General features: G+C 71.2%; 18 protein-coding genes. 9 read left to right on the top strand and 9 right to left on the bottom strand.

Annotated elements, in window-relative coordinates:
* Positions 1 to 103: 103 nt before the first annotated feature.
* Positions 104 to 949, top strand: coding sequence for an MBL fold metallo-hydrolase (locus tag ACFY9I_RS33165; protein ID WP_391008306.1), 846 nt, complete (start codon positions 104 to 106; stop codon positions 947 to 949).
* A 194-nt stretch (positions 950 to 1,143) separates the two neighbouring features.
* Here the strand turns inward: ACFY9I_RS33165 and msrA are convergent, their stop codons facing one another.
* Positions 1,144 to 1,809 (bottom strand): peptide-methionine (S)-S-oxide reductase MsrA, encoded by a 666-nt coding sequence (gene msrA, locus ACFY9I_RS33160; protein ID WP_391008304.1) that lies wholly within the window; start codon positions 1,807 to 1,809, stop codon positions 1,144 to 1,146.
* Between the two features lie 267 nt (positions 1,810 to 2,076).
* Positions 2,077 to 3,195, bottom strand: a complete 1,119-nt coding sequence (locus tag ACFY9I_RS33155; protein WP_391008302.1) for a hypothetical protein — start codon at positions 3,193 to 3,195, stop codon at positions 2,077 to 2,079.
* A 268-nt stretch (positions 3,196 to 3,463) separates the two neighbouring features.
* On the opposite strand from ACFY9I_RS33155, the gene ACFY9I_RS33150 reads away from it, so the two are divergent.
* Positions 3,464 to 4,639, top strand: coding sequence for a cystathionine gamma-synthase (locus ACFY9I_RS33150; RefSeq protein WP_391008300.1), 1,176 nt, complete (start codon positions 3,464 to 3,466; stop codon positions 4,637 to 4,639).
* Between the two features lie 38 nt (positions 4,640 to 4,677).
* Here the strand turns inward: ACFY9I_RS33150 and ACFY9I_RS33145 are convergent, their stop codons facing one another.
* The 3 genes from ACFY9I_RS33145 to ACFY9I_RS33135 all read right to left on the bottom strand — a co-directional run bounded on the left by ACFY9I_RS33145 (position 4,678) and on the right by ACFY9I_RS33135 (position 6,038).
* Positions 4,678 to 4,926, bottom strand: coding sequence for a hypothetical protein (locus tag ACFY9I_RS33145; RefSeq protein ID WP_391008298.1), 249 nt, complete (start codon positions 4,924 to 4,926; stop codon positions 4,678 to 4,680).
* Entirely contained in the window at positions 4,923 to 5,417 is a 495-nt protein-coding gene (locus ACFY9I_RS33140; protein ID WP_391008296.1) for a sigma factor-like helix-turn-helix DNA-binding protein, read from the bottom strand. The genes ACFY9I_RS33145 and ACFY9I_RS33140 overlap by 4 nt, the downstream gene beginning before the upstream one ends.
* 126 nt (positions 5,418 to 5,543) lie before the next feature.
* Entirely contained in the window at positions 5,544 to 6,038 is a 495-nt protein-coding gene (locus ACFY9I_RS33135; protein ID WP_391008350.1) for a MarR family transcriptional regulator, read from the bottom strand.
* Between the two features lie 165 nt (positions 6,039 to 6,203).
* Here ACFY9I_RS33135 and ilvA point away from each other — a divergent pair, with 165 nt between their 5' ends.
* Positions 6,204 to 7,430 carry a threonine ammonia-lyase gene (gene ilvA, locus ACFY9I_RS33130; protein ID WP_391008294.1) on the top strand — a complete coding sequence of 409 codons (1,227 nt, stop codon included), beginning with the start codon at positions 6,204 to 6,206 and terminating at the stop codon, positions 7,428 to 7,430.
* Positions 7,431 to 7,496: 66 nt separating this feature from the next.
* Here the strand turns inward: ilvA and greA are convergent, their stop codons facing one another.
* Together greA and ACFY9I_RS33120 are read right to left on the bottom strand one after the other, a co-directional pair.
* On the bottom strand, positions 7,497 to 7,997 hold the full coding sequence (gene greA / locus ACFY9I_RS33125) for a transcription elongation factor GreA (RefSeq protein WP_391008292.1): 501 nt from the start codon (positions 7,995 to 7,997) through the stop codon (positions 7,497 to 7,499).
* A 193-nt stretch (positions 7,998 to 8,190) separates the two neighbouring features.
* Positions 8,191 to 8,589, bottom strand: coding sequence for a DUF4307 domain-containing protein (locus ACFY9I_RS33120; protein ID WP_391008291.1), 399 nt, complete (start codon positions 8,587 to 8,589; stop codon positions 8,191 to 8,193).
* Between the two features lie 415 nt (positions 8,590 to 9,004).
* Here ACFY9I_RS33120 and mca point away from each other — a divergent pair, with 415 nt between their 5' ends.
* The gene (gene mca / locus ACFY9I_RS33115) at positions 9,005 to 9,856 is read left to right on the top strand and encodes a mycothiol conjugate amidase Mca (protein ID WP_391008349.1); all 852 of its coding nucleotides are present in this window, start codon (positions 9,005 to 9,007) and stop codon (positions 9,854 to 9,856) included.
* A 12-nt stretch (positions 9,857 to 9,868) separates the two neighbouring features.
* Positions 9,869 to 10,129 carry a hypothetical protein gene (locus ACFY9I_RS33110; protein ID WP_391008289.1) on the top strand — a complete coding sequence of 87 codons (261 nt, stop codon included), beginning with the start codon at positions 9,869 to 9,871 and terminating at the stop codon, positions 10,127 to 10,129.
* 94 nt (positions 10,130 to 10,223) lie between these two features.
* Here the strand turns inward: ACFY9I_RS33110 and ACFY9I_RS33105 are convergent, their stop codons facing one another.
* Complete coding sequence (locus tag ACFY9I_RS33105; RefSeq protein ID WP_391008288.1) at positions 10,224 to 13,661, bottom strand: tetratricopeptide repeat protein; 3,438 nt, start codon at positions 13,659 to 13,661, stop codon at positions 10,224 to 10,226.
* A 203-nt stretch (positions 13,662 to 13,864) separates the two neighbouring features.
* Here ACFY9I_RS33105 and ACFY9I_RS33100 point away from each other — a divergent pair, with 203 nt between their 5' ends.
* The 4 genes from ACFY9I_RS33100 to ACFY9I_RS33085 all read left to right on the top strand — a co-directional run bounded on the left by ACFY9I_RS33100 (position 13,865) and on the right by ACFY9I_RS33085 (position 18,559).
* On the top strand, positions 13,865 to 15,916 hold the full coding sequence (locus ACFY9I_RS33100; RefSeq protein ID WP_391008286.1) for a DUF255 domain-containing protein: 2,052 nt from the start codon (positions 13,865 to 13,867) through the stop codon (positions 15,914 to 15,916).
* An 844-nt stretch (positions 15,917 to 16,760) separates the two neighbouring features.
* Entirely contained in the window at positions 16,761 to 17,474 is a 714-nt protein-coding gene (locus ACFY9I_RS33095; RefSeq protein ID WP_391008284.1) for a hypothetical protein, read from the top strand.
* Positions 17,475 to 17,477: 3 nt separating this feature from the next.
* A complete protein-coding gene (locus ACFY9I_RS33090) occupies positions 17,478 to 17,906 on the top strand; it encodes a phage holin family protein (RefSeq protein WP_391008282.1) in 429 nt (142 codons plus the stop codon).
* Positions 17,882 to 18,559, top strand: coding sequence for a DUF3618 domain-containing protein (locus ACFY9I_RS33085; protein WP_391008280.1), 678 nt, complete (start codon positions 17,882 to 17,884; stop codon positions 18,557 to 18,559). Before ACFY9I_RS33090 ends, ACFY9I_RS33085 begins: the two co-directional genes overlap by 25 nt.
* A gap of 184 nt (positions 18,560 to 18,743) precedes the next feature.
* Here ACFY9I_RS33085 and chvE read toward each other — a convergent pair whose 3' ends face one another.
* Positions 18,744 to 19,832: a multiple monosaccharide ABC transporter substrate-binding protein gene (gene chvE / locus ACFY9I_RS33080; RefSeq protein ID WP_391008278.1), complete on the bottom strand. Its 1,089-nt coding sequence runs from the start codon at positions 19,830 to 19,832 to the stop codon at positions 18,744 to 18,746.
* Positions 19,833 to 19,877: the final 45 nt, after the last annotated feature.

The following is a 19,877-nucleotide window of genomic DNA, read 5'->3' as shown; positions in this document are numbered from 1 at the left end:
GGGGAAGCCGGACGATGAAGAGGGGAGAAGAGCGGAGAAGAGGGGGAGACATAGGCGGCCGTGCGCGATCACCATCCCGGGGGGCCGCAGAGGTGTGAGCGACATGCCCCTTGAAAAGATCCGGCCGGGCACGGTCCATACGGTGCGCCCGGACATCAGCGTTCTGTCCGACAGCCTTGAGGTGCCCGGGATCGGGCACCTCCCGGTGAACGCCTTCGTCCTGCTGGCCGCCCAGCCGGTTGTGATCGACACCGGGCTGAGCCTGCCCGACCGGAACTTCGTCGAGACCCTCAGCACGGTGCTCGACCCGGCGGACGTGCGCTGGATCTGGCTCACCCACCCCGACCGCGATCACACGGGCGGGCTCTTCGACCTGATGGCGGCGGCACCCGAGGCTCGCGTCGTGACGACCTTCATCGGCGCGGGCATCCTCTCCTGCGAACGCCCGCTCCCCCTCGACCGCTGCTATTTCCTGAACCCCGGCGAGACGATGGACATCGGTGACCGCGCGCTCACCGGTTTCCGCCCGCCCCTGTTCGACAACCCCGCCACCGTCGGCTTCTTCGACGACCACTCCGGCGTCTGCTTCAGCTCCGACTGCTTCGGGGCGCCCCTGGCCACGGCCGACCTCGCCCAGGCCGACGACGTCCGCGACGTTGCCGCCGAGGACCTGCGGATCGCCCAGCTCCTGTGGGCCACGGTCGACAGTCCCTGGGTCAGGACGGTCGACATGGACAAGTACCTGGCGACCTTCCAGCTCCTCAAGGACCGCAAGCCGGACCTCGTCCTCTCCACCCACCTCCCCCCGGCCGCCGGCATCACCGGAGCCCTCCTCGACACCCTCACCACCGCCCCCGACGCCCCGCCGTTCATGGGCCCGGACCAAACGGCCCTGGAACAGCTACTGGCGGGGTTCGAGCCGGGCGGGGGCGGTCACGGAGGGATCTGAACCGGCGCCGGGCCGGGCCGGAAGGCGCGTCCACAGGGTCACGTCGACGCTGCTCGTGGCCAAGTTGACAGGGGGGAGAGCCCAGGTGTGGGGCCTGGGGCCCCCACCGTCGTCGTGCCTCAGGCCCCGCACCGGCGGATCGTGCGAAGCCGCGTGCTCGGTCCACTGCGTCACCTCGACATGCTCCCCCTCTGTCAGCCGTCCGCCTTGGCCACGCCGATCGGGCAGGAGACTCCCGTGCCGCCGATGCCGCAGTAACCGGCCGGGTTCTTGTCCAGGTACTGCTGGTGGTATCCCTCGGCGGGGTAGAAGACGCGGCCCTCCGCCGGGAGGATCTCGGTGGTGATCGTGCCGTGGCCGGCGTCGGTCAGGACCTTCTGGTAGGCCTCCCGGGAGGCTTCGGCGGCCTCGGCCTGGGCGGGAGTGTGGGTGTAGACGGCGGAACGGTACTGGGTGCCCACGTCGTTGCCCTGGCGGTAGCCCTGCGTGGGGTTGTGGGACTCCCAGAAGACCTGGAGCAGACGCTCGTAGGAGACGAGCGCCGGATCGAAGACGACGCGGACGACCTCGGTGTGACCCGTGAGTCCGGAGCAGACCTCTTCGTACGTGGGGTTCTCCGTGTAGCCGCCCTGGTAACCGACCAGGGTCGTCCACACACCCGCCGGGAGCTGCCAGAACTTCCGCTCGGCACCCCAGAAACAGCCGAGGCCGAAGTCCGCGGTCTCCAGGTGCTCGGGATAGGGGCCGAGGAGCGGTGTGCCCAGCACGGTGTGGCGGTCGGGCACGCTGAACGGCAGCTCGGCGCGGCCACGCAGAGCCTGCTCGGGGGTGGGCGGCTGAGGCGTGCGGCCGAAGAGCATCGGGGCTCCTCCTCCTGGGGCTGAAGGGTTCCGCGGCTCGGAACGAGCGGGCGGTACCTGGGGAACGTTCCGGGTACCGCCCGCATTCCTGGTGCCTGCCGAGCTTCGCCCGGTCAGTCCGTCGAGGACGCCGTCGCCACCCGCCTGGGCCGAGGCGTTCCGGATACGGCAGTAGAAGGCGGACATCGCCTGGTGCTGTCGCCCTGACAGCGCCACGGCAGGGCATTGGCAGTCCGGGAATCCGTGGTCGACGGGACGACCCTCGGCTCAGTGCGGCAGGGTCGCCGGGCTCCCCCCGTTGGCCTCGTAACCCGCCACCGCCAGGGCGCGGTATATCGCGTAGTCCTCGGACGGGTCGGAGGTCAGGGTCCAGGGGAGGGCGCCGACATGGCCGTCGACGTGGACAAGCTGGTTCATCGCCTCCGACCACCGCTCGGAGCGGACCAGGAAGAAGACCAGCAGATGGCGGACGTGGGCCAGCATCGGGTCGTCGGACCGCGCCGCGTGCACCGCGAACAGCGCGCCGTGGACCGCCTTGGTGACGACCTCGCTCTGGTAGAAGCCCTGCACCAGGTTCACCTCGGGCAGGTGCTCGAACACCGCGAAGAGCGGCATGGCCGCGAGGAGCGAGCCCTGCGGGGCGCGGGCCGCGGACGCCTCGGCGAAGGAGTACGCCAGGTCCCGCGAGCCGTGCCACTTCTCGCACCAGTAGTGCAGGGCAGCCAGATGCGCGCCCATGTGCGCCGGGGCCCGGTCCAGGATCTTCAGCCAGAGCTGCTCGAACTCCTCACGGGAGTACGCCAGCCCGCGCGCCACCGACAGCTCGATGATGTACGGGATCGGGTCACCGGGGGCCAGCAGCGCCGCGTCACCGCACGCCGATCTGGCCTCCTCCATGATGATCCGGAAGTCGTCCGTGCCCGGCGTCGACGTCCGCCACGCCTGCTGCACCAGGAACTCCGCGTGCACCGCCGCGCCGCCCGCGTCCTTGGGCGCCTCCGCGCGCCACACCCGCAGCCACTGCCCGCCCGGCGCCTCGTCGGCCCCGCCCGGCCGCTGCGCCAGCTCCAGCGCCGCCGCACCGGCGAACGCCTGCACCCGCTGCCACCGGATCTCGCCGTCCATCTCCGTGCCCGCCAGCAACTGCTTCGCCGCCCGGTAGTCCTGCGAACGCTGCACCACGTCCAGCACGTCCAGCAGGTCCTGGTCCGGTCCCGGCATCCGCACGTCCAGCAGCTCCTGCCGCACGAAGCCGTAGTCGGCGGGATCCGCGGCGTCCGGATGTCCCGCCTCGACTTGCTGAACACCGGCCCGCCGCCGCGCCATGATCGGCCACATCACGAATCCGATCATGAGCATCGCCATCAGGACCCAGAGAATCTCCATGCCACAAGGGTTCCAGACGCCACCGACAATTGCCCAACCCGGTCGGGAGCCTGTGGATAACTCCGGTGAACTGTGACTGCCTGCGCCTGCGCCTGCGCCTGCGCCTGCGCCTGTGACTGCGACACGGCCAGGGGCGCGGGGCCGTATCGACATGCGGCTCCGCCGCGTGGGCGCGACCGGCCACGAACGACCCGCTCCCGCCGAACCACAGGGCCTCCCTGGCGGCAAGGCGCCCGGCACTCGCGCGGAGCGCTTACGCTCGACACTCATGAGCGACACCCACACCAGTCAGCACTTCGAGACCCTCGCGATCCACGCGGGCAACACCGCGGATCCCCTCACCGGCGCGGTCGTCCCGCCGATCTACCAGGTCTCGACCTACAAGCAGGACGGCGTAGGAGGCCTGCGCGGCGGCTACGAGTACAGCCGCAGCGCCAACCCCACCCGGACCGCGCTGGAGGAGAACCTCGCCGCCCTGGAGGGCGGCCGCCGCGGCCTGGCGTTCGCGTCCGGGCTGGCCGCCGAGGACTGCCTGCTGCGTACGCTGCTCAGCCCCGGCGACCACGTGGTCATCCCCAACGACGCGTACGGCGGCACGTTCCGTCTCTTCGCGAAGGTCGTCTCCCGGTGGGGCGTGGAATGGTCCGTGGCGGACACCAGCGACCCCTCGGCCGTACGCGCCGCCATCACCCCGAAGACGAAGGTCGTCTGGGTGGAGACCCCCTCCAACCCGCTGCTCGGCATCACCGACATCCCGGCCGTCGCCCAAATCGCCCGTGAGGCGGGGGCCAAGCTGGTCGTCGACAACACCTTCGCCACCCCCTACCTCCAGCAGCCGCTGGCGCTCGGCGCGGACGTCGTCGTGCACTCGCTCACCAAGTACATGGGCGGCCACTCCGACGTCGTCGGCGGTGCCCTGATCGTCGGCGACCAGGACCTGGGCGAGGAACTGGCGTTCCACCAGAACGCGATGGGCGCCGTCTCCGGGCCGTTCGACTCCTGGCTGGTGCTGCGCGGCACCAAGACGCTCGCCGTCCGCATGGACCGGCACAGCGAGAACGCCACCAAGGTCGCCGACATGCTCACCCGGCACCCGCGCGTGTCCCGGGTGCTCTACCCGGGCCTGCCCGAGCACCCCGGGCACGAGGTCGCGGCCAAGCAGATGAAGGCGTTCGGCGGCATGGTGTCGTTCCAGGTCACCGGTGGTGAGCAGGCGGCCGTCGAGGTCTGCGACAGGGCGAAGGTCTTCACCTTGGGCGAGTCCCTCGGCGGTGTCGAGTCCCTCATTGAGCATCCCGGACGCATGACGCACGCCTCCGCCGCAGGCTCCGCCCTGGAGGTCCCCGGCGACCTCGTACGCCTCTCCGTGGGCATCGAGAACGTCGACGACCTCCTGGAGGACCTCCAGCAGGCCCTGGGCCGGCTAGGCGGTCCCGCCACCTGACCGGGTGCCGCCGCGCCCGTCCACCCCGTTCCGGGAGCTCACCAGACCGTCAGTGGGGGAGTCGTCCGCGAGGGCGGCTCCACCCAGGGGCGGGTCGTCGACGCCCACACCAGGAACGCGACCACGGCCGCCAGCAGCACCACCCACATCACATGGCGGGCCGCCGTCCGGCGCCGCAGCATGCGCCCGCCGCGCCGCACCGCGTCCGCGTACAGATCGGGCGGCACCCGCACCGGCTCGCGCTCCAGCATCCGCCGTACGGCCGCCTCGCGGTCCCGCAGACTCATGACGGCGCCACCTCCACCACCTTCTTCTTCGGGGCGGCCCCGCGTGGGGGATGCAGGACGGTCGCCATCGCGCGCAGACAGATCGTCCGTACGCGTTCGACGGGCAGCCCGAGCAGCGCCGCCGTCTGCTCCTCGGCGACACCCTCGTAGAGCCGGAGGACGAGGATCAGCCGCTCCTGTGGGCCGAGGACGCGCAGAACGCCGTCGCGCGGGGGACGGAAGAGACCGTGCCGGTGCCAGGCCCCGCGGGCGAAGCGGACGGCGAGCTGCTGCCGGGTCCGGTCGTAGGGGTCCTCGCCGCGCAGACGGTCCCAGGTGGCGTACGTGTGGGCGAGGGCATGGGTCAGCAGCCGACGCGCGCGCGGGTTGTCGTCCGGTGTCTCCGCCGTGAGCAGGGTGGCGGTCTGCAGCAGCCGCCCCGCCGCACCCGCGACGAACGCCTCGAACTCCCTGGCCCGGCGGGCACCTTGGGCCACACGCCGTTCTCGCACCGCGCCTCCCGCCTGAGGCCGACCTCACTCCCCCGTACGGACTCGACAGCCCCTTGCGGACTCGGCTGTCGGGTACGACGAGGGCCCGGTCTCATATGAGGCCAGGAGCGGGCGTGCGGTCAAGGGTCAGGACGGTGCCGGTGCCTCCGGGGCGGCCCCCATGCGTGCGGAGAGCGCGGTGTTGAAGCGGGTGAGGAGGGAGCAGAACGCCTCGCGCTCCTCGGCCGCCCAGTCCTGGGTGAGCTCGGCCATCAGCTGACGCCTGGAGGAACGTACCTCCTCAAGCCGGGAGAGCCCCCGCGGCGAGAGCTGGAGCACCACCGCGCGGCCGTCCTCCGGGTGCGAGGTGCGCTTGACGAGACCGGTGTCCACGAGCGGCGCCACCTGACGGGTGACCGTCGAGGAGTCGATTCCCATGCTCGCCGCGAGCGCCTTGACGCCCATCGGGCCCTCGTTGTCGAGGCGGTTGAGCAGCAGGTACGCGGCGCGGTCCATGGAGTTGCGCACCTGCCCGACGCCGCCGAGCCGGGTCTGTTCGGCACGGCGCGCGAACACCGCGACCTCGTGCTGCAGCGTGTCGAGAAGACCGGTGTCACCGACGGTCGTCATGTCCATCGACATTTCAGGTGTTGTGGGCATGGCCAAAGGCTCAATTCATGCGTGAGGCGCTGGGTTGGGGGACAGAGTACGCGGACCGGGCGCGGGGCGTAGCGGCGCCGCTGAAACACGGTCCCGCCCCTTGGTCACACCCGCGTTCGACCGCTGTGAACTGCGAGACTGGTGGTCATGAGCTACAGCACGGCTGACTCCTTTCCGGTGACGCTCGACGATGTGCGAGGCGCCCAGAAGATGCTTACCGGCATCGCACGTGTCACCGCGATGGAGGGCAGCAGGCATTTGTCGCAGCTCGTCGGGGCGCCGGTGCACCTCAAGTGCGAGAACCTCCAGCGGACGGGCTCGTTCAAGCTGCGCGGCGCCTACGTCCGTATAGCGGGCCTGCTGCCCGAGGAGCGCGCCGCCGGTGTCGTCGCGGCGAGCGCCGGCAACCACGCCCAGGGCGTCGCCCTCGCCTCCTCACTGCTCGGCGTGCGCTCCACGGTCTTCATGCCGAAGGGCGCCCCGCTGCCGAAGATCAGCGCCACCGAGGAGTACGGCGCCGAGGTGCGCCTGCATGGCACGGTGGTCGACGAGACGCTGGCGGCCGCCCAGGAGTACGCCGCCGAGACGGGCGCGGTGTTCATTCACCCTTTCGACCACCATGACGTCATCGCGGGTCAGGGCACGGTCGGTCTGGAAATCCTGGAGCAGTGCCCCGAGGTGCGCACGATCGTCGTCGGGATCGGCGGGGGCGGGCTCGCGGCGGGCATCGCGGTCGCCGTGAAGTCGTTGCGGCCGGACGTGCGCGTGATCGGCGTGCAGGCGGAGGGCGCCGCCGCCTACCCGGCCTCGCTCGCCGCCGGGGCGCCCGTGGCCGTGGAGAACCCGGCGACGATGGCCGACGGCATCAAGGTCGGACGGCCCGGCGACGTGCCGTTCGCCATCGTGGCCGACCTGGTGGACGAGGTCCGCACGGTCTCCGAGTACAACCTCTCCAGCGCCCTGCTGCTCTGTCTGGAGCGGGCCAAGCTGGTCGTGGAACCGGCCGGCGCCAGCCCGGTCGCGGCTCTGCTGCGCGACCCGGGATCCTTCGAGGGGCCGGTCGTCGCGGTGCTCTCGGGCGGCAACGTCGATCCGCTGCTGCTGCAGCGCATCCTGCGGCACGGCATGGCCGCCGGCGGCCGCTATCTGCAGGTACGCCTCCGCCTCACCGACCGCCCCGGCGCCCTCGCGACGCTGCTGCGGGTGCTGTCGGACGCGGACGCCAATGTCCTCGACGTCAGCCATGTGCGGACCGACCCCCGGCTCGGGCTCACGGAGGTGGAGGTCGAACTGCACCTGGAGACGAGGGGACCGACGCACTGCGCCGAGGTCGAACTCGCCCTCCGCGAAGCGGGTTACACCGTCATCGACTGAGGTCGCACGACCAGGCCCCCGGCACCGAAGGGGCGCCGGGGGCCACGGGTCGCGTGAGACGCGCGGTCAGCTCTGGTAGGGCACGGCCTTGAGGATCGTCACCGAGGCCAACTTGCCGTTCGGCAGCTCGTACTGCGCGTCCTCGCCGACCTTCTTGCCGATCACGCCCGAGCCGAGCGGGGACTGCGGCGAGTACGTCTCGATGTCGGAGCTGGCGTACTCCCGGGAGGCGAGCAGGAAGGTCACGGTGTCGTCCTCGTCACCGTCGAAGGCGATCGTCACGACCATGCCGGGCGCCACCGCGCCGTCCGCCGACGCCGGCGCCTCGCCGACCTTGGCGTTCTCCAGGAGCTGGGTGAGCTGGCGCACACGGAGCTCCTGCTTGCCCTGCTCTTCCTTGGCCGCGTGGTACCCGCCGTTCTCCCGCAGGTCGCCCTCCTCGCGCGCGGCCGCGATCTTGGCGGCGATCTCCGTACGCGCGGGACCAGACAGGTACTCCAGCTCGGCCCTGAGCTGGTTGTACGCCTCCTGGGTCAGCCAGGTGACGTTCTCGCTGGTCTGGGTCACAGGTGCTCCTCGTAGGTACTGGGAATACAAAGCATCGCCCTACCCAGAAGAATGTTCCTTCACGAGTGGGCGAAACCACGAGCCTAACAATTCAGCGGCGGAAGGGGGAGGACATAAACCACAAGCATTACGTCACCCCAGGTCAGGCCCGTGCGGCGGGGAAGCCGGAGCTCGCGGAGGGACGCGGCGGGGGTCAGCCGGTGTGACAGCCGACCAGTTCGGCCGTGGTGCCGCGCGACGTCGTCCTCAGGGTGACGACCTCGTCGATGTCCGTGGTGCCGACGTCGAAGTGGAAGTCGGCGCGTCCGACCTCGGCGCCGTCCGCGGCCTGGGAGCGCACGGTGCAGTAGCCCTTGACGCCGGCGTCCTTGTCGCCCTTGAGGTGCACCCTCACCGAGGAGGCCGAGGTATCGAAGGTGTAGATCTCGGCGCTGATCCTGTTGCCGGCGACGTAGTGGTAGGCGTACCAGCCGACGAGGACGAGGAGGGCGGCGCCCAGGACGGCGCCGATGACCTTGAGCCTGCGGTCGTCGCGCGCGTCCGGGGAGCGGCCGTAGCGGCCCTCGGGCAGCTGACTGCTCGCCGTCGTCATCGTGTCTCTCCTTCGTGGATACCCCCGGCTTCAGCCGGGGGAGGAAACCGTGAGAACCAAACGATCGTGATCGAGGACCTCGCCGTTCGGAACATGGTGAAGAACGGCGGCCTGGTCCGCGCCATCAGCGATGCGGCCTGGTCGGAGAAGGGGAGGAAGTCAAGGTCGTCCTCTCGGAAAGGGAGGGCCGGGCGCGGACTCCCGGAAGGTGCGTCCAGGTTCTGGACCGGGAATATCCCGCCCCCCGATGCCGTCACTATAGAAGCCCCCCGCCCAGCGCCTGACGGCCGCCCCACACGGGTGTCCCAGCGGGGCGGCAGTATGGACTCACCGGATCGCGCCGGGCCGAGTCACCGAAGTTCAGGCCGGGCGCCGACTTACGAGGGAACGAGTCTTGACTGACCAGCTGCGACTGATGGCCGTGCACGCACACCCCGACGACGAGTCGAGCAAGGGTGCGGCCACCATGGCGAAGTATGTGTCCGAGGGGGTGGACGTGCTGGTCGTGACCTGCACGGGCGGGGAGCGCGGCTCCATCCTCAATCCGAAGCTGCAGGGCGACAAGTACATCGAGGAGCACATTCACGAGGTACGCAAGAAGGAGATGGACGAGGCCCGCGAGATCCTCGGCGTGAAGCAGGAGTGGCTCGGCTTCGTCGACTCCGGCCTCCCGGAGGGCGACCCGCTCCCGCCCCTCCCCGACGGCTGCTTCGCCCTGGAGGACGTCGACAAGGCGGCGGGCGAGCTGGTCCGGAAGATCCGAGGCTTCCGTCCCCAGGTGATCACCACCTACGACGAGAACGGCGGGTACCCGCACCCCGACCACATCATGACCCACAGGATCTCGATGGTGGCGTTCGAGGACGCGGCGGACACCGAGAAGTACCCCGAGGCCGAGTACGGCCCGGCGTACCAGCCGCAGAAGCTCTACTACAACCAGGGCTTCAACCGTCCGCGCACCGAGGCGCTGCACAACGCCCTGCTGGAGCGCGGTCTGGACTCCCCGTACGGCGACTGGCTCAGGCGCTGGGACGAGTCCGGCCACGAGGACCGCACCCTCACCACCCACGTGCCCTGCGCCGACTTCTACGAGATCCGTGACAAGGCCCTCATCGCCCACGCCACGCAGATCGACCCCGACGGCGGCTGGTTCCGGGTCCCGATGGAGATCCAGAAGGAGGTCTGGCCCACCGAGGAGTACGAGCTCGCGAAGTCCCTCGTGGACACCTCGCTCCCAGAGGACGACCTCTTTGCGGGCATCCGCTAGGCCTGGGGGACAATGCCAGGCATGAGCGCAAGCGCAAGCCTGGCAGTCACACACCTCGTCCCTCTCGCCAAGGAGCTGGACAAGGACAAGGTCACCCCCGGTGTCCTCGGTTTCATCGTCTTCGCGGTGATGGCCCTGGCCGTCTGGGGTCTGATGAAGTCCATGAACAAGCACATGGGCAAGGTCGACTTCGAGGAGACACCGGACGCGGACGCCTCCGTCGAGGAGACGGCGACGGAGGCGGGCGGGAAGGCGACACCGGCGAAGCGCTGAGCGGCGACGCGACGGCTTGGCGGCATGACCGCGTGACACCGCCGAGGTGCCACGCGGTCACACCCTGTCGTCGCGGACGCGCCCGAGCTCTCGCTCACCCGCCGCCCGTGACCGGCACCCCCATCACCTCCCGGGCGTGCCGGTTCGGGACCATGCCCAGGGTCCAGGCGCGCCAGCCGCTCTCCAGGTTGACGCCTCGTTCCAGCAGCAGCTCGTACGCCTCGACGTACTCGGTGAGTTTCTCGTCGCGCAGGGGGTGGGCGGTGCGGGAGAGGTGGGCCAGTTCCTCCTGGGCGACGGCGGTGCCGATCTCCACGCCGCCGGGCGCGGCGTACGGCAGCAGCGTGCACTTGAGAAAGCGGGCCCAGTCCTCGCCGCGGCGGTCGCCGTAGGACGTGAAGAGCCGGGTCGCCTCTTCGCAGAGGGCCAGGGCCTGCGGCGTGCGGGTGTTGCCGGCGTCCACCACCGCGAGTTCGAGGCAGGTCCAGGCCTCGCCGTGGGCCAGGCCGATGCGCTGGAAGTCGGCGCGGGCGTCGACGAGGAGCTGGCGGGCGAAGCCGGAGTTGCGCAGCGAGCCCGTCTGGACGGCCCGTTGGTCGCGGGTGACCCGGGCCGAGTGGTGGCGGGCACAGGCCAGGCCGTAGACGTCACGCATACGGGAGAACATGGACCTGGATTTCTCCAGCTCCCGCACCGCCTGGTCCAGGTTGCCCGTCTCCTCCAGGGCCTGGCCCAGGTAGTAGCCGGTCCAGGCCTCGCCCCGGGCGTCCTCGTTGTCGCGGTGGTGGGTGAGAGCCTGGCGGAGGCCGTCGACGGCGGCCGAGGGGTCGCCGGCCACGAGGCGGGCACGGGCGAGCTGGGTCATGGTCCAGGCCTGGCCGCGGGCGTCGCGGGTGCGGCCGAACAGGTCCAGGGCCGTCCGCAGCTCACTCTGAGCGCGCGGTACCTCGCCCATGCGCAGCAGGAGCTGACCGAGCTGGAAGTAGGCCCAGCCCTCACCGTGCAGCGACTCCTGCTGACGGTGGATGACCAGGGCACGGGTCAGCAGGTCCATCGAGTCGGCGAGGTGGGCGCGGTCGCGTTCCACCGCCGCCAGGGCGTGCATCGTCCAGGCGCGGTCCGCCGCCAGCTCGGGGACCGGCTGGAGCTGGAGGGCCTCCAGCAGCTTCTCCGCAGCCTCGGTCAGATTGCCCTGGTGGTGGAGGGTGATGCCCAGCGAGCACAGGGCTCGGGCGGCCCCCGCGTCGTGGTTGGTCTCCCGGTAGAGGCCGACGACCGAGGCGAGCGTCGTACGGGCCTTGTCCAGCTCGCCGAGCTGGCGGGCCGCGATACCCGTACGCCACTGGACCGAGCGCGTCAGCAGGCCCTGGTCCACCGACTGGGCCAGCTCGCTCAGTTCACCGAGGCGGTAGAGGTCGCCGCGCAGCAGGCAGTAGTCGCACAGGGCGCCGAGCAGGCTGAGGACCGCCGCCTGGTTGACGCCCTCCGCGTGCCGGAGCGTGGACGTGATGAAGCTCGTCTCGTCGTCCAGCCAGCGCAGAGCCTCCTCCAGGGACACGAAGCCGTGCTGGCCGAAGCGGTCCGAGCGGGTCGACATATTGCCGTCCACCAGGCGCAGGACGGAGTCGGCGAGATCCGCGTACGTCACGATCAGGCGCTCCTGTGCGGCCGTGCGCTCGCTCGGCTCCTCCTCGTCGAGGAGGCGGGCGTGGGCGAAGGCACGGACCAGGTCGTGCAGGCGGTAGCGGTTGCCGTGGACATGGTCGATCAGGCCCGCGCGCGCCAGCGCGGTGAGGTGGCGGGTCGCCTCCGTCTCGTCCGTGGCCAGCAGGGAGGCGGCCGCCGCCGCGCCCAGGGAGGCGCGGCCCGCCAGTGCCAGGCGGCGCAGCAGGCGACGGGAGAGTTCCGACTGGTCGGTGTAGCGCAGCCACAGGGCCCGCTCGATCGGCTCGACCGGGCCGTACGCGCCCAGGTCCCCGGCCAACCGGCCGGGCGTACGGGGCCCGAGGGAGGAGCCCGCGATACGCAGGGCGAGCGGCAGGCCGCCGCACAACTGCCGGATCCGGGCGACCGACGCGGGGTCGTACGAGGCGGAACGCACCCCCGAACCCGAGGGCGCACCGGCCCCGGCCCCGGCACCGGCCCCGGCCCCGGCCCCGGCCCCGGCACCGGTCCCGGCACCGGTCCCGGCCCCCGTGCCCGCCGTGGTTCCTACCCCGGCGGCCGGTCCAGCCCCGGCCGCGGTCCCCACCCCGGCGGAAGCGCCTGGGGCTGCGCCCGCGCCCGTTTTCGTACTCGTGTTTGGGCCTGCGCCCGGCGACAGCATCGACCCGTCCTGGGCCGCCGTCGCCAGCAGTTCCCGCGCGCCCTTCCCGTCGAGGGGCTCGACGGGAAGCCGATGGACCCAGGCGGGCAGGTCGGCGGGGAGGGCGAGCGGGGAGCGGGCGGTGACCAGGACGAGGCTGTCGGAGCGCTCGGGGACGAGGGTGCGGACCTGCTCGGGGTCGGAGGCGTCGTCCAGGACGATCGTCACCGGCAGGGCGGTCAGATGCTGGTGGTACAGCTCGCACAGCCGTTTGACCTGCTGGTCCTGAGAGGTGCGCTCACGGAAGAGGAGCTGGTCGCGAGGTGCGCCGAGACGATTCAGCAGATGCATCAGCGCGTCCCGGGTGGACAGCGGGGTCTCCTCCGGGCTGTCGGCGCGCAGGTCGACCACACAGGCGCCACGGAAGTAGTCCCGCAGCTCGTGCGTCGCGCGGACGGCGAGGGCGGTACGGCCGGAGCCGGGCGCGCCGTGCAGCACGACGACCGTCGGCCGGGTCTCGGTCTCCGCGCGGGCGGCCTGCACCCACTGGCGGATCTTGCCCATCTCCGCCCGCCGGCCCGCGAAGCGGTCGTCGGCCTCCGGGAGTTGGGCGAACGACTGCTCCAGCACATTGCGCCGCCGCGCCGCCGCGCTCTTGTCGGCGCCGCGTAACTGGACCGCCTTCTTCTTCGCGGTCGCCGTCGACGCGGCGAGGACGCGCTGCTGGTCCAGGAACGGCCGTATGCCGCGTACCTCCAGCGCCGTCAGCCATTGCAGCCGTAGCTGCTCCGGGCCGCCCGGCTGACCCAGGGCGCCCGCGTGGTGGTGGGCCGCGGGGAGGTGGGAGGCGGTCACCTTCAGGACCGTGGCCACGGCGCTCGCGACGCCGACGATGACGCCGGTGCTCACGGCGGTGCCGGCGTCCACACCGAAGGAGAGGTCGGCCGCGACCGCCGTGCCGGCGGCGACGGCCGCCACCAGCAGGGGAGTTCCGGAGCCCTCCTTCGCGTAGCGCTGGCCGAAGGTGAGGCGGCCGGCCTCCGACTCGTCCAGTGCGCGGGTGTACGCCTCGTACTCCTCCGACGCGTTCTGGGCCATCGTGTCCAGGGCGGCGCGGGCGCGGCCCAGGAGGACCACGCCGTCGGTACGGCCGCCGGACCTGCGGACCTCCTCCTCGACCGCCCGGACCAACAGCCGTTCGGCCTCCCCCCGGTGGCTGTCCCGCATCACACGTCCCCCTTCGCCGAAACGGTTGCCTCCGGCCAGTGTGGGGCGACTGGGCCGAGTAGGCGAGAGGGCCTGATCGTCACTGGAGGCGAGGTGCGGGATTCGCCGTGTGGCGGCGAGGTCGTTCGCCGACCGGGGGTGCGATCTGGCGCTTCCCCTGTGGCACATGGGCGCGGCGGAGGCGGGTGCGCAAGGATGGGGGTATGCCGAACCGACTCGCGCAGGCCACGTCGCCGTACCTCCTTCAGCACGCGGACAACCCCGTCGACTGGTGGCCATGGGAGACCGACGCGTTCGAAGAAGCCCGGCGGCGTGATGTCCCCGTATTCCTGAGTGTGGGCTACAGCGCGTGCCACTGGTGTCACGTCATGGCGCACGAGTCCTTCGAGAACTCCGGCACCGCCGCGTACATGAACGAGCACTTCGTGTCCGTCAAGGTGGACCGTGAGGAGCGGCCCGACGTGGACGCCGTGTACATGGAGGCCGTGCAAGCCGCCACCGGGCAGGGCGGGTGGCCCATGTCCGTGTTCATGACGCCGGACGGGCAGCCCTTCTACTTCGGTACGTACTTCCCGCCCGAGGCTCGCCATGGGATGCCGTCCTTCCAGCAGGTGCTCGAAGGCGTGCACCACGCCTGGACGAGCCGACGGAGCGAGGTGGGAGAAGTCGCGGGGAAGATCACTCGGGACCTTGCCGGGCGGGAACTGAGCACCAAGGATGCCGGGACGCCCACCGAAGAGAACCAGGCCCTGGCCCTTCTGCAACTGACCCGGGACATCGATCCCGCGAGCGGCTGGTTCAAAGGGGATACCAAGTTCCCGCCGTCGATGGTGATCGAGTTCCTGTTGCGCCACCACGCGCGGGCCGGTTCCGAGGCGGCGCTGGAGATGGCAGAGGGACTGTGTGAAGCGATGGCTCGTTCGAGCCTGTACGACCAGGTGGGAGGGGGGTTCCACCGGTACGTACTCACACCGCGGCCAGGTGGGCCCTTGGTGCCGCACTTCGAGAAGATGCTGTACGACAACGCCCTGTTGTGCCGGGTGTACGCCCATCTGTGGCGGGCCACCGGCTCCGAGTCTGCCCGGCGGGTGGCGCTGGAGACGGCCGACTTCATGGTGCGGGAACTGCGGACCGACGAGGGCGGGTTCGCCTCCGCGCTCGACGCCGACAGCGACGACGGGACCGGCAGGCATGTCGAGGGGGCGTACTACGTCTGGACTCCGGAGCAACTGACCGAGGTGCTCGGAGAGGAGGACGCCCGGCTCGCCGCGCACCACTTCGGGGTCACCGAGGAGGGCACCTTCGAGGAGGGGGCGTCCGTGCTCCGACTCCCACGAAGGGAAGGGGTGTTGGACGCCGCGAGGATCGAGTCGGTCAGGGACCGGCTGAACGGGGCCCGTGCGCGGCGGCCCGCCCCCGGTCGCGACGACAAGGTGGTCGCCGCCTGGAACGGGCTCGCCGTCGCCGCGCTCGCCGAGACCGGTGCCTACTTCGACCGCCCCGACCTGGTGGACGCCGCGATCGCCGCCGCCGACCTCCTCGTACGGCTGCACCTGGACGAGAAGGCGCGGCTCGCGCGGACCAGCAAGGACGGGCACGTCGGGGCCAACGCGGGGGTGCTGGAGGACTACGCGGACGTCGCGGAGGGGTTCCTGGCGCTGGCGTCGGTCACCGGGGAGGGCGTGTGGCTGGAGTTCGCGGGCTTCCTCCTCGACCATGTGCTCGTACGGTTCGTGGACGAGGAGTCCGGGGCGCTGTTCGACACCGCGGCGGACGCGGAGAAGCTGATCCGGCGGCCGCAGGATCCGACGGACAACGCCACGCCGTCCGGGTGGAGCGCGGCGGCGGGAGCGCTGCTCGGCTATGCCGCGCACACCGGTTCCGAGCCTCACCGGACCGCGGCGGAACGGGCGTTGGGTGTGGTGAAGGCGTTGGGGCCGAGGGTGCCGAGGTTCATCGGGTGGGGGCTCGCGACGGCGGAGGTGCTGCTCGACGGGCCGCGCGAGGTCGCGGTGGTCGGGCCGGAGGGGCATCCGGGGACGAGGGAGCTGCACCGGGCGGCGTTGCTGGGGACCGCGCCGGGCGCGGTGGTCGCCGTGGGGGCCCCGGACAGTGGCGAGCTGCCGCTGCTGGCGGACCGTCCTCTCGTCGGCGGCGAACCGACCGCGTACGTCTGCCGCGATTTCACCTGTGACGCGCCCACGACGGATGTCGACAGGCTGCGTACCGCCCTCGGGACGGGCGTAACCGGTTGAAATGCTCCGGTTCGGGACTGGGGCAAGATTGAACAAGTGGCTGGAACCGCCCCCGTGTTCGCATGGGCAGGTTCGCGTTGCTCGCCAACGCCGACCTGGTGCTGCGCATCCCGCTGATCGCCGCACGAGGGCCGGTCGTGGCAGGGCGTCTCGCCGCGGGGAGCGCCGGGCAACGGCACATGGAACCACGACGTGTCGATCGACGCGAATGGCGTTCCGTCGGTGGCGGAACGGGTCCATCCGCAAGGCCCGTCCGCGTTGGCAAAGACCTCCGGGGAGGTCCCTTCGGCCCATCTCCACGAGTTCGCGGACGCGCCGGAGGGCAAGACCACAGGCCGCGGAACAAGCGCGGGTCGTAGAAGGCCGGCCCGCCCCTCTCCGCCTGCGACCGCCACTGCGGCACGGCGAACGTCTGTGTGCCGACCACGTTCCCGGCGGAAATCGAGAACACGACAGTGTCCCGACGACGGCGTCCCGCTGCGCGTGGCTGCAGGAAAACGACTACGGCCGTCTGCAGGTGAACGGCAAGGACGATCCCTTGCGGCTGGACCGCGACAGGGACGGGCCGGCGTGCGGGAGGGCGGACCTCGAGCGGCGCTGACGACGAGGGCCGACGGCGCGACCTGATCGGTCAGGCCAGGGCGACGGCCCCGTATCCGGCGGACACCCGCCGGATACGGGGCCGAGTCGGGCCGAGTCCTGCCCGGACGGGGGTCGGATGCGGATTTCGGGTCGGAGATGTCAGAGATTCCGTCGGGCGCATGTGTGAAGACCGGCAAAACAGTCACTCGTGGGCAAAACCTACTTATCGTTCGCGTCAGCGGGTGTCGAGGAGGAGTGGCTGATGAGTGAGGCAGCACAAGGCAACACGAGGTTGCAGCAGACCGGCGAGACCGCCAGGGCGGAGGCGTCGGCCACGGCCGGTCAGGCCAAGCAGGCCGCGAGCCAGGTCGCCGGTACCGCCGCCGATCAGGCCAAGGCGGTGGCGGGGGAAGCACGTCAACAGGTCGGCGTGGCCGTCCAGGACCTGCGCGGTCGCGCGAGGGACGAGGCCCGGACGCAGACCAGGCGGGCGGCCGGGGCGCTGCGCAACTGGGCGGACGATCTGGAGGGACTGGCTGACAACGCCCGGAGCGACTCCCCTGCCCGCAGCCTCGCAGCCCAGGCTGCCGACGGCGGGCACCGGGCGGCCGACTACCTGGACAGGGAGGGAGTCGAGGGCGTCCTCTCCGAGATGCAGGGCTTCGCCCGCCGACGCCCCGGCGCCTTCCTCGGGGGCGCGCTGCTGGCGGGGCTGGCCGTCGGACGCCTGGTGAAGGTGGCGGCCAAGGCGGACCAGTCCTCCGGGAACGGGCGGCCGGCGTTCTCCGGAAGCCCGGAGGGAACTCCGGAGCGGACGGCGCTGACCGAGCAGGAGTCCACGGCACTCCCCACCGGCCCCGCACCGGGCGCCGCCCAGATGCCGCCGCCCGTCACGCCACCCGCTCCGCCGCAGGTCCCGCCGTCCATCGGTACGCCCCCGCGCGATACGCCGGGCCGCCCCTACCCGGAGGTGTGACCGATGCCCTCGACCCTGTCCTCGACCTCGTCCGCCCCGGTGCGGACGCACCGGCGGGACGTCTCGGTGGGCGAACTGCTGTCCGCCGTGACGTCGGACGTCCAGACCCTGTTCCGCCAGGAGGTCGAACTGGCGAAGACCGAGGTCAGACAGGAGGCGACCAAGGCAGGCAAGGCCGCCGGCATGTACGGCGGCGCCGGGTTCGCCGGATACATGGTGCTCCTGTTCCTGTCGCTGGCCGCGGTGTTCGGTCTGGCCAACGTGATGGACGGGGGCTGGGCCGCCTTGATCGTGACCGCGGTGTGGGCCGTGATCGCGGCCGTCCTGTACCAGCGTGGCCGCACCCGGATGCGCGGGGTGGCACCGAAGCCCGAGCAGACCGTCGAATCGATGAAGGAGAATGCGCAATGGGCACGTCACCCGACCAGATGAGGGCCGAGATCAGCGCCACTCGCGACCGGCTGTCCGCGGACGTGGACCGGCTCGCGGACCGTACCAGCCCCCGACGTGTGGCCCGCCGCCGCACCAGGAGGATGCGGGGCGCCGTCTCGGGCATGCGTGAGCGGGTCATGGGGACCGCCACGGACACCGCCCAGGGCGTCGGGAGCGGTGCGCGGTCGGCGGCCGGCTCGCTGCAGGAGGGCACCCAGCAGGCGGCGGACACGGCACGTGAGGCTGCCGGCCAGGCCGGGGAAGCGGTACGGCAGGCGCCTGACGAGGCGATGCGCCGGACCCAGGGCAGTCCGCTGGCCGCCGGTCTGATCGCCTTCGGCTTCGGCATGCTGGTGTCCTCGATGCTGCCGGCGTCCCAGGCGGAGCAGGACAAGGCCACCGACCTGATGCAACGTGGCGGCGAGGCGCTGGAGCCGGTGAAGCAGGCGGCCCTCGACTCCGCACAGCAGCTCAAGGAAGACGCCAAGGAGGCCGCGCAGAGCGCGGCGCAGGAGGTGAAGGACACCGCCTCGGAAGGCGCCCGCACCACCCAGGACGAGGCCCGCGACCAGGCCACCCGCGTCAGCGACCAGGCACGCGAATCGGGCAGGCAGGTCGCCGACGAGGCCCGGCAACGACCCGGATCCACCTAGCCCCGGCCGGCAACAACCCGGAACCACCTAGCCCCGGCCGGCAACATCCGCTAGCCCCGTCCGTCCACGGCCCGGCCCGCCCTCCGCCTCGAGCCGGCGGGTCGCCCGCCCGGGGCCGCCGCCGGGCGGCAGCCGGGGGGCCGCCGCCGTGCGGTGGAGGGCGGCGGTGACGACACCCGGGCCGTTACTTCAGGTCCTCGGCCGTGTAGAAGTCGCTGCCCAGCAGGATGTACTCGTAGTTGGACTTGTCGACACTGATCGGCTGGAGCAGGTACGCGGGGACGGCCTTGACGCCGTTCTTGTAGGCGCGTCGGTTGTTCAACTGCGGTGTGTCGCCGTTCAGGATGTCGTCGACCATGGTCGCGGCGGCCTCCGCGAGGAGGCGCAGGTCCTTGTAGACGGTCTGGGACTGCTCGCCCGCGATGATGGACTTGACCGAGGCCAACTCGGCGTCCTGGCCGGTGATGATCGGGAGGGGCTTGCCCGCGGTGCCGTAGCCGTCCTCCTTCAGGGCGTTGATGATGCCGATGGAGATGCCGTCGTACGGGGAGAGGACCGCGTCCACGGTCCGGTTCGCGTACGTATCGGCGAGGACCTTGTTCATGCGCTTCTGCGCGGTGGGCCCGTCCCAGCGCAGCGTGGTGATCTGGTCGAGGTCGGTCTGCCCGGACCGGACGACCAACTGCTTGTTGTCCAGGTACGGCTGCAGGAGGTGCATCGCGCCGTCGAAGAAGAACTTCGTGTTGTTGTCGTCGGGGGAGCCGGCGAACAGCTCGATGTTGAACGGTCCCTCGCCCTCCTCCAGGTCGAGTTTGTCGATGATGTGGCGGGCCTGGAGCCGGCCGACCTGCTCGTTGTCGAAGGAGACGTAGTAGTCGACGTCGTTCGTGCCGAGGATGAGCCGGTCGTAGGAGATCACCGGGATGTCCGCGTCGGCGGCCTGCTTGAGGACGCCGTTCAGCGCCTTGTTGTCGATGGCCGCCACGATCAGTGCGGAGACGCGCTGCTGGACCAGCTCCTCGATCTGGGCGACCTGGGCCTTCGGGTCGTCGTCGCCGTAGACCAGTTTGGTCTTGTATCCCTTGCTCTCCAGATCCTCGACGACGCTCTTGCCGTCGGTGAGCCAGCGCTCCGAGGCCCGGGTGGGCATGGCTATGCCGATGGTGTAGCCCTCGGAGCCGGCCCTGGGGGTCTCGCCGCCGCAGGCGGTCGCGGTGAGGGCCAGGGACGCCGCTCCGGCGATGGCGGCGAGGACGGCTCTTCGGTTGGGCATGGTGATCGTTCCCTGTTCTTCTCGTCGTCGAGAGGATGCCGGGGG

Source organism: Streptomyces sp. NPDC012510 (assembly GCF_042955065.1).
Classification (GTDB): Bacteria; Actinomycetota; Actinomycetes; order Streptomycetales; family Streptomycetaceae; genus Streptomyces.
This window is presented reverse-complemented; position numbering and strand designations above follow the sequence as displayed.

Coding starts and splice junctions, on each gene's coding strand:
- ACFY9I_RS33110 (WP_391008289.1), top strand. CDS start 9,869: ATGCCAGGCATGAGCGCAAGCGCAAGCCTGGCAGTCACACACCTCGTC.
- ACFY9I_RS33085 (WP_391008280.1), top strand. CDS start 17,882: ATGGGCACGTCACCCGACCAGATGAGGGCCGAGATCAGCGCCACTCGC.
- ACFY9I_RS33100 (WP_391008286.1), top strand. CDS start 13,865: ATGCCGAACCGACTCGCGCAGGCCACGTCGCCGTACCTCCTTCAGCAC.
- chvE (WP_391008278.1), bottom strand. CDS start 19,832: ATGCCCAACCGAAGAGCCGTCCTCGCCGCCATCGCCGGAGCGGCGTCC.
- ACFY9I_RS33105 (WP_391008288.1), bottom strand. CDS start 13,661: ATGCGGGACAGCCACCGGGGGGAGGCCGAACGGCTGTTGGTCCGGGCG.
- mca (WP_391008349.1), top strand. CDS start 9,005: ATGGCCGTGCACGCACACCCCGACGACGAGTCGAGCAAGGGTGCGGCC.
- ACFY9I_RS33145 (WP_391008298.1), bottom strand. CDS start 4,926: ATGAGTCTGCGGGACCGCGAGGCGGCCGTACGGCGGATGCTGGAGCGC.
- ilvA (WP_391008294.1), top strand. CDS start 6,204: ATGAGCTACAGCACGGCTGACTCCTTTCCGGTGACGCTCGACGATGTG.
- ACFY9I_RS33095 (WP_391008284.1), top strand. CDS start 16,761: ATGAGTGAGGCAGCACAAGGCAACACGAGGTTGCAGCAGACCGGCGAG.
- ACFY9I_RS33090 (WP_391008282.1), top strand. CDS start 17,478: ATGCCCTCGACCCTGTCCTCGACCTCGTCCGCCCCGGTGCGGACGCAC.
- ACFY9I_RS33120 (WP_391008291.1), bottom strand. CDS start 8,589: ATGACGACGGCGAGCAGTCAGCTGCCCGAGGGCCGCTACGGCCGCTCC.
- ACFY9I_RS33150 (WP_391008300.1), top strand. CDS start 3,464: ATGAGCGACACCCACACCAGTCAGCACTTCGAGACCCTCGCGATCCAC.
- ACFY9I_RS33165 (WP_391008306.1), top strand. CDS start 104: ATGCCCCTTGAAAAGATCCGGCCGGGCACGGTCCATACGGTGCGCCCG.
- msrA (WP_391008304.1), bottom strand. CDS start 1,809: ATGCTCTTCGGCCGCACGCCTCAGCCGCCCACCCCCGAGCAGGCTCTG.
- ACFY9I_RS33135 (WP_391008350.1), bottom strand. CDS start 6,038: ATGTCGATGGACATGACGACCGTCGGTGACACCGGTCTTCTCGACACG.
- ACFY9I_RS33155 (WP_391008302.1), bottom strand. CDS start 3,195: ATGGAGATTCTCTGGGTCCTGATGGCGATGCTCATGATCGGATTCGTG.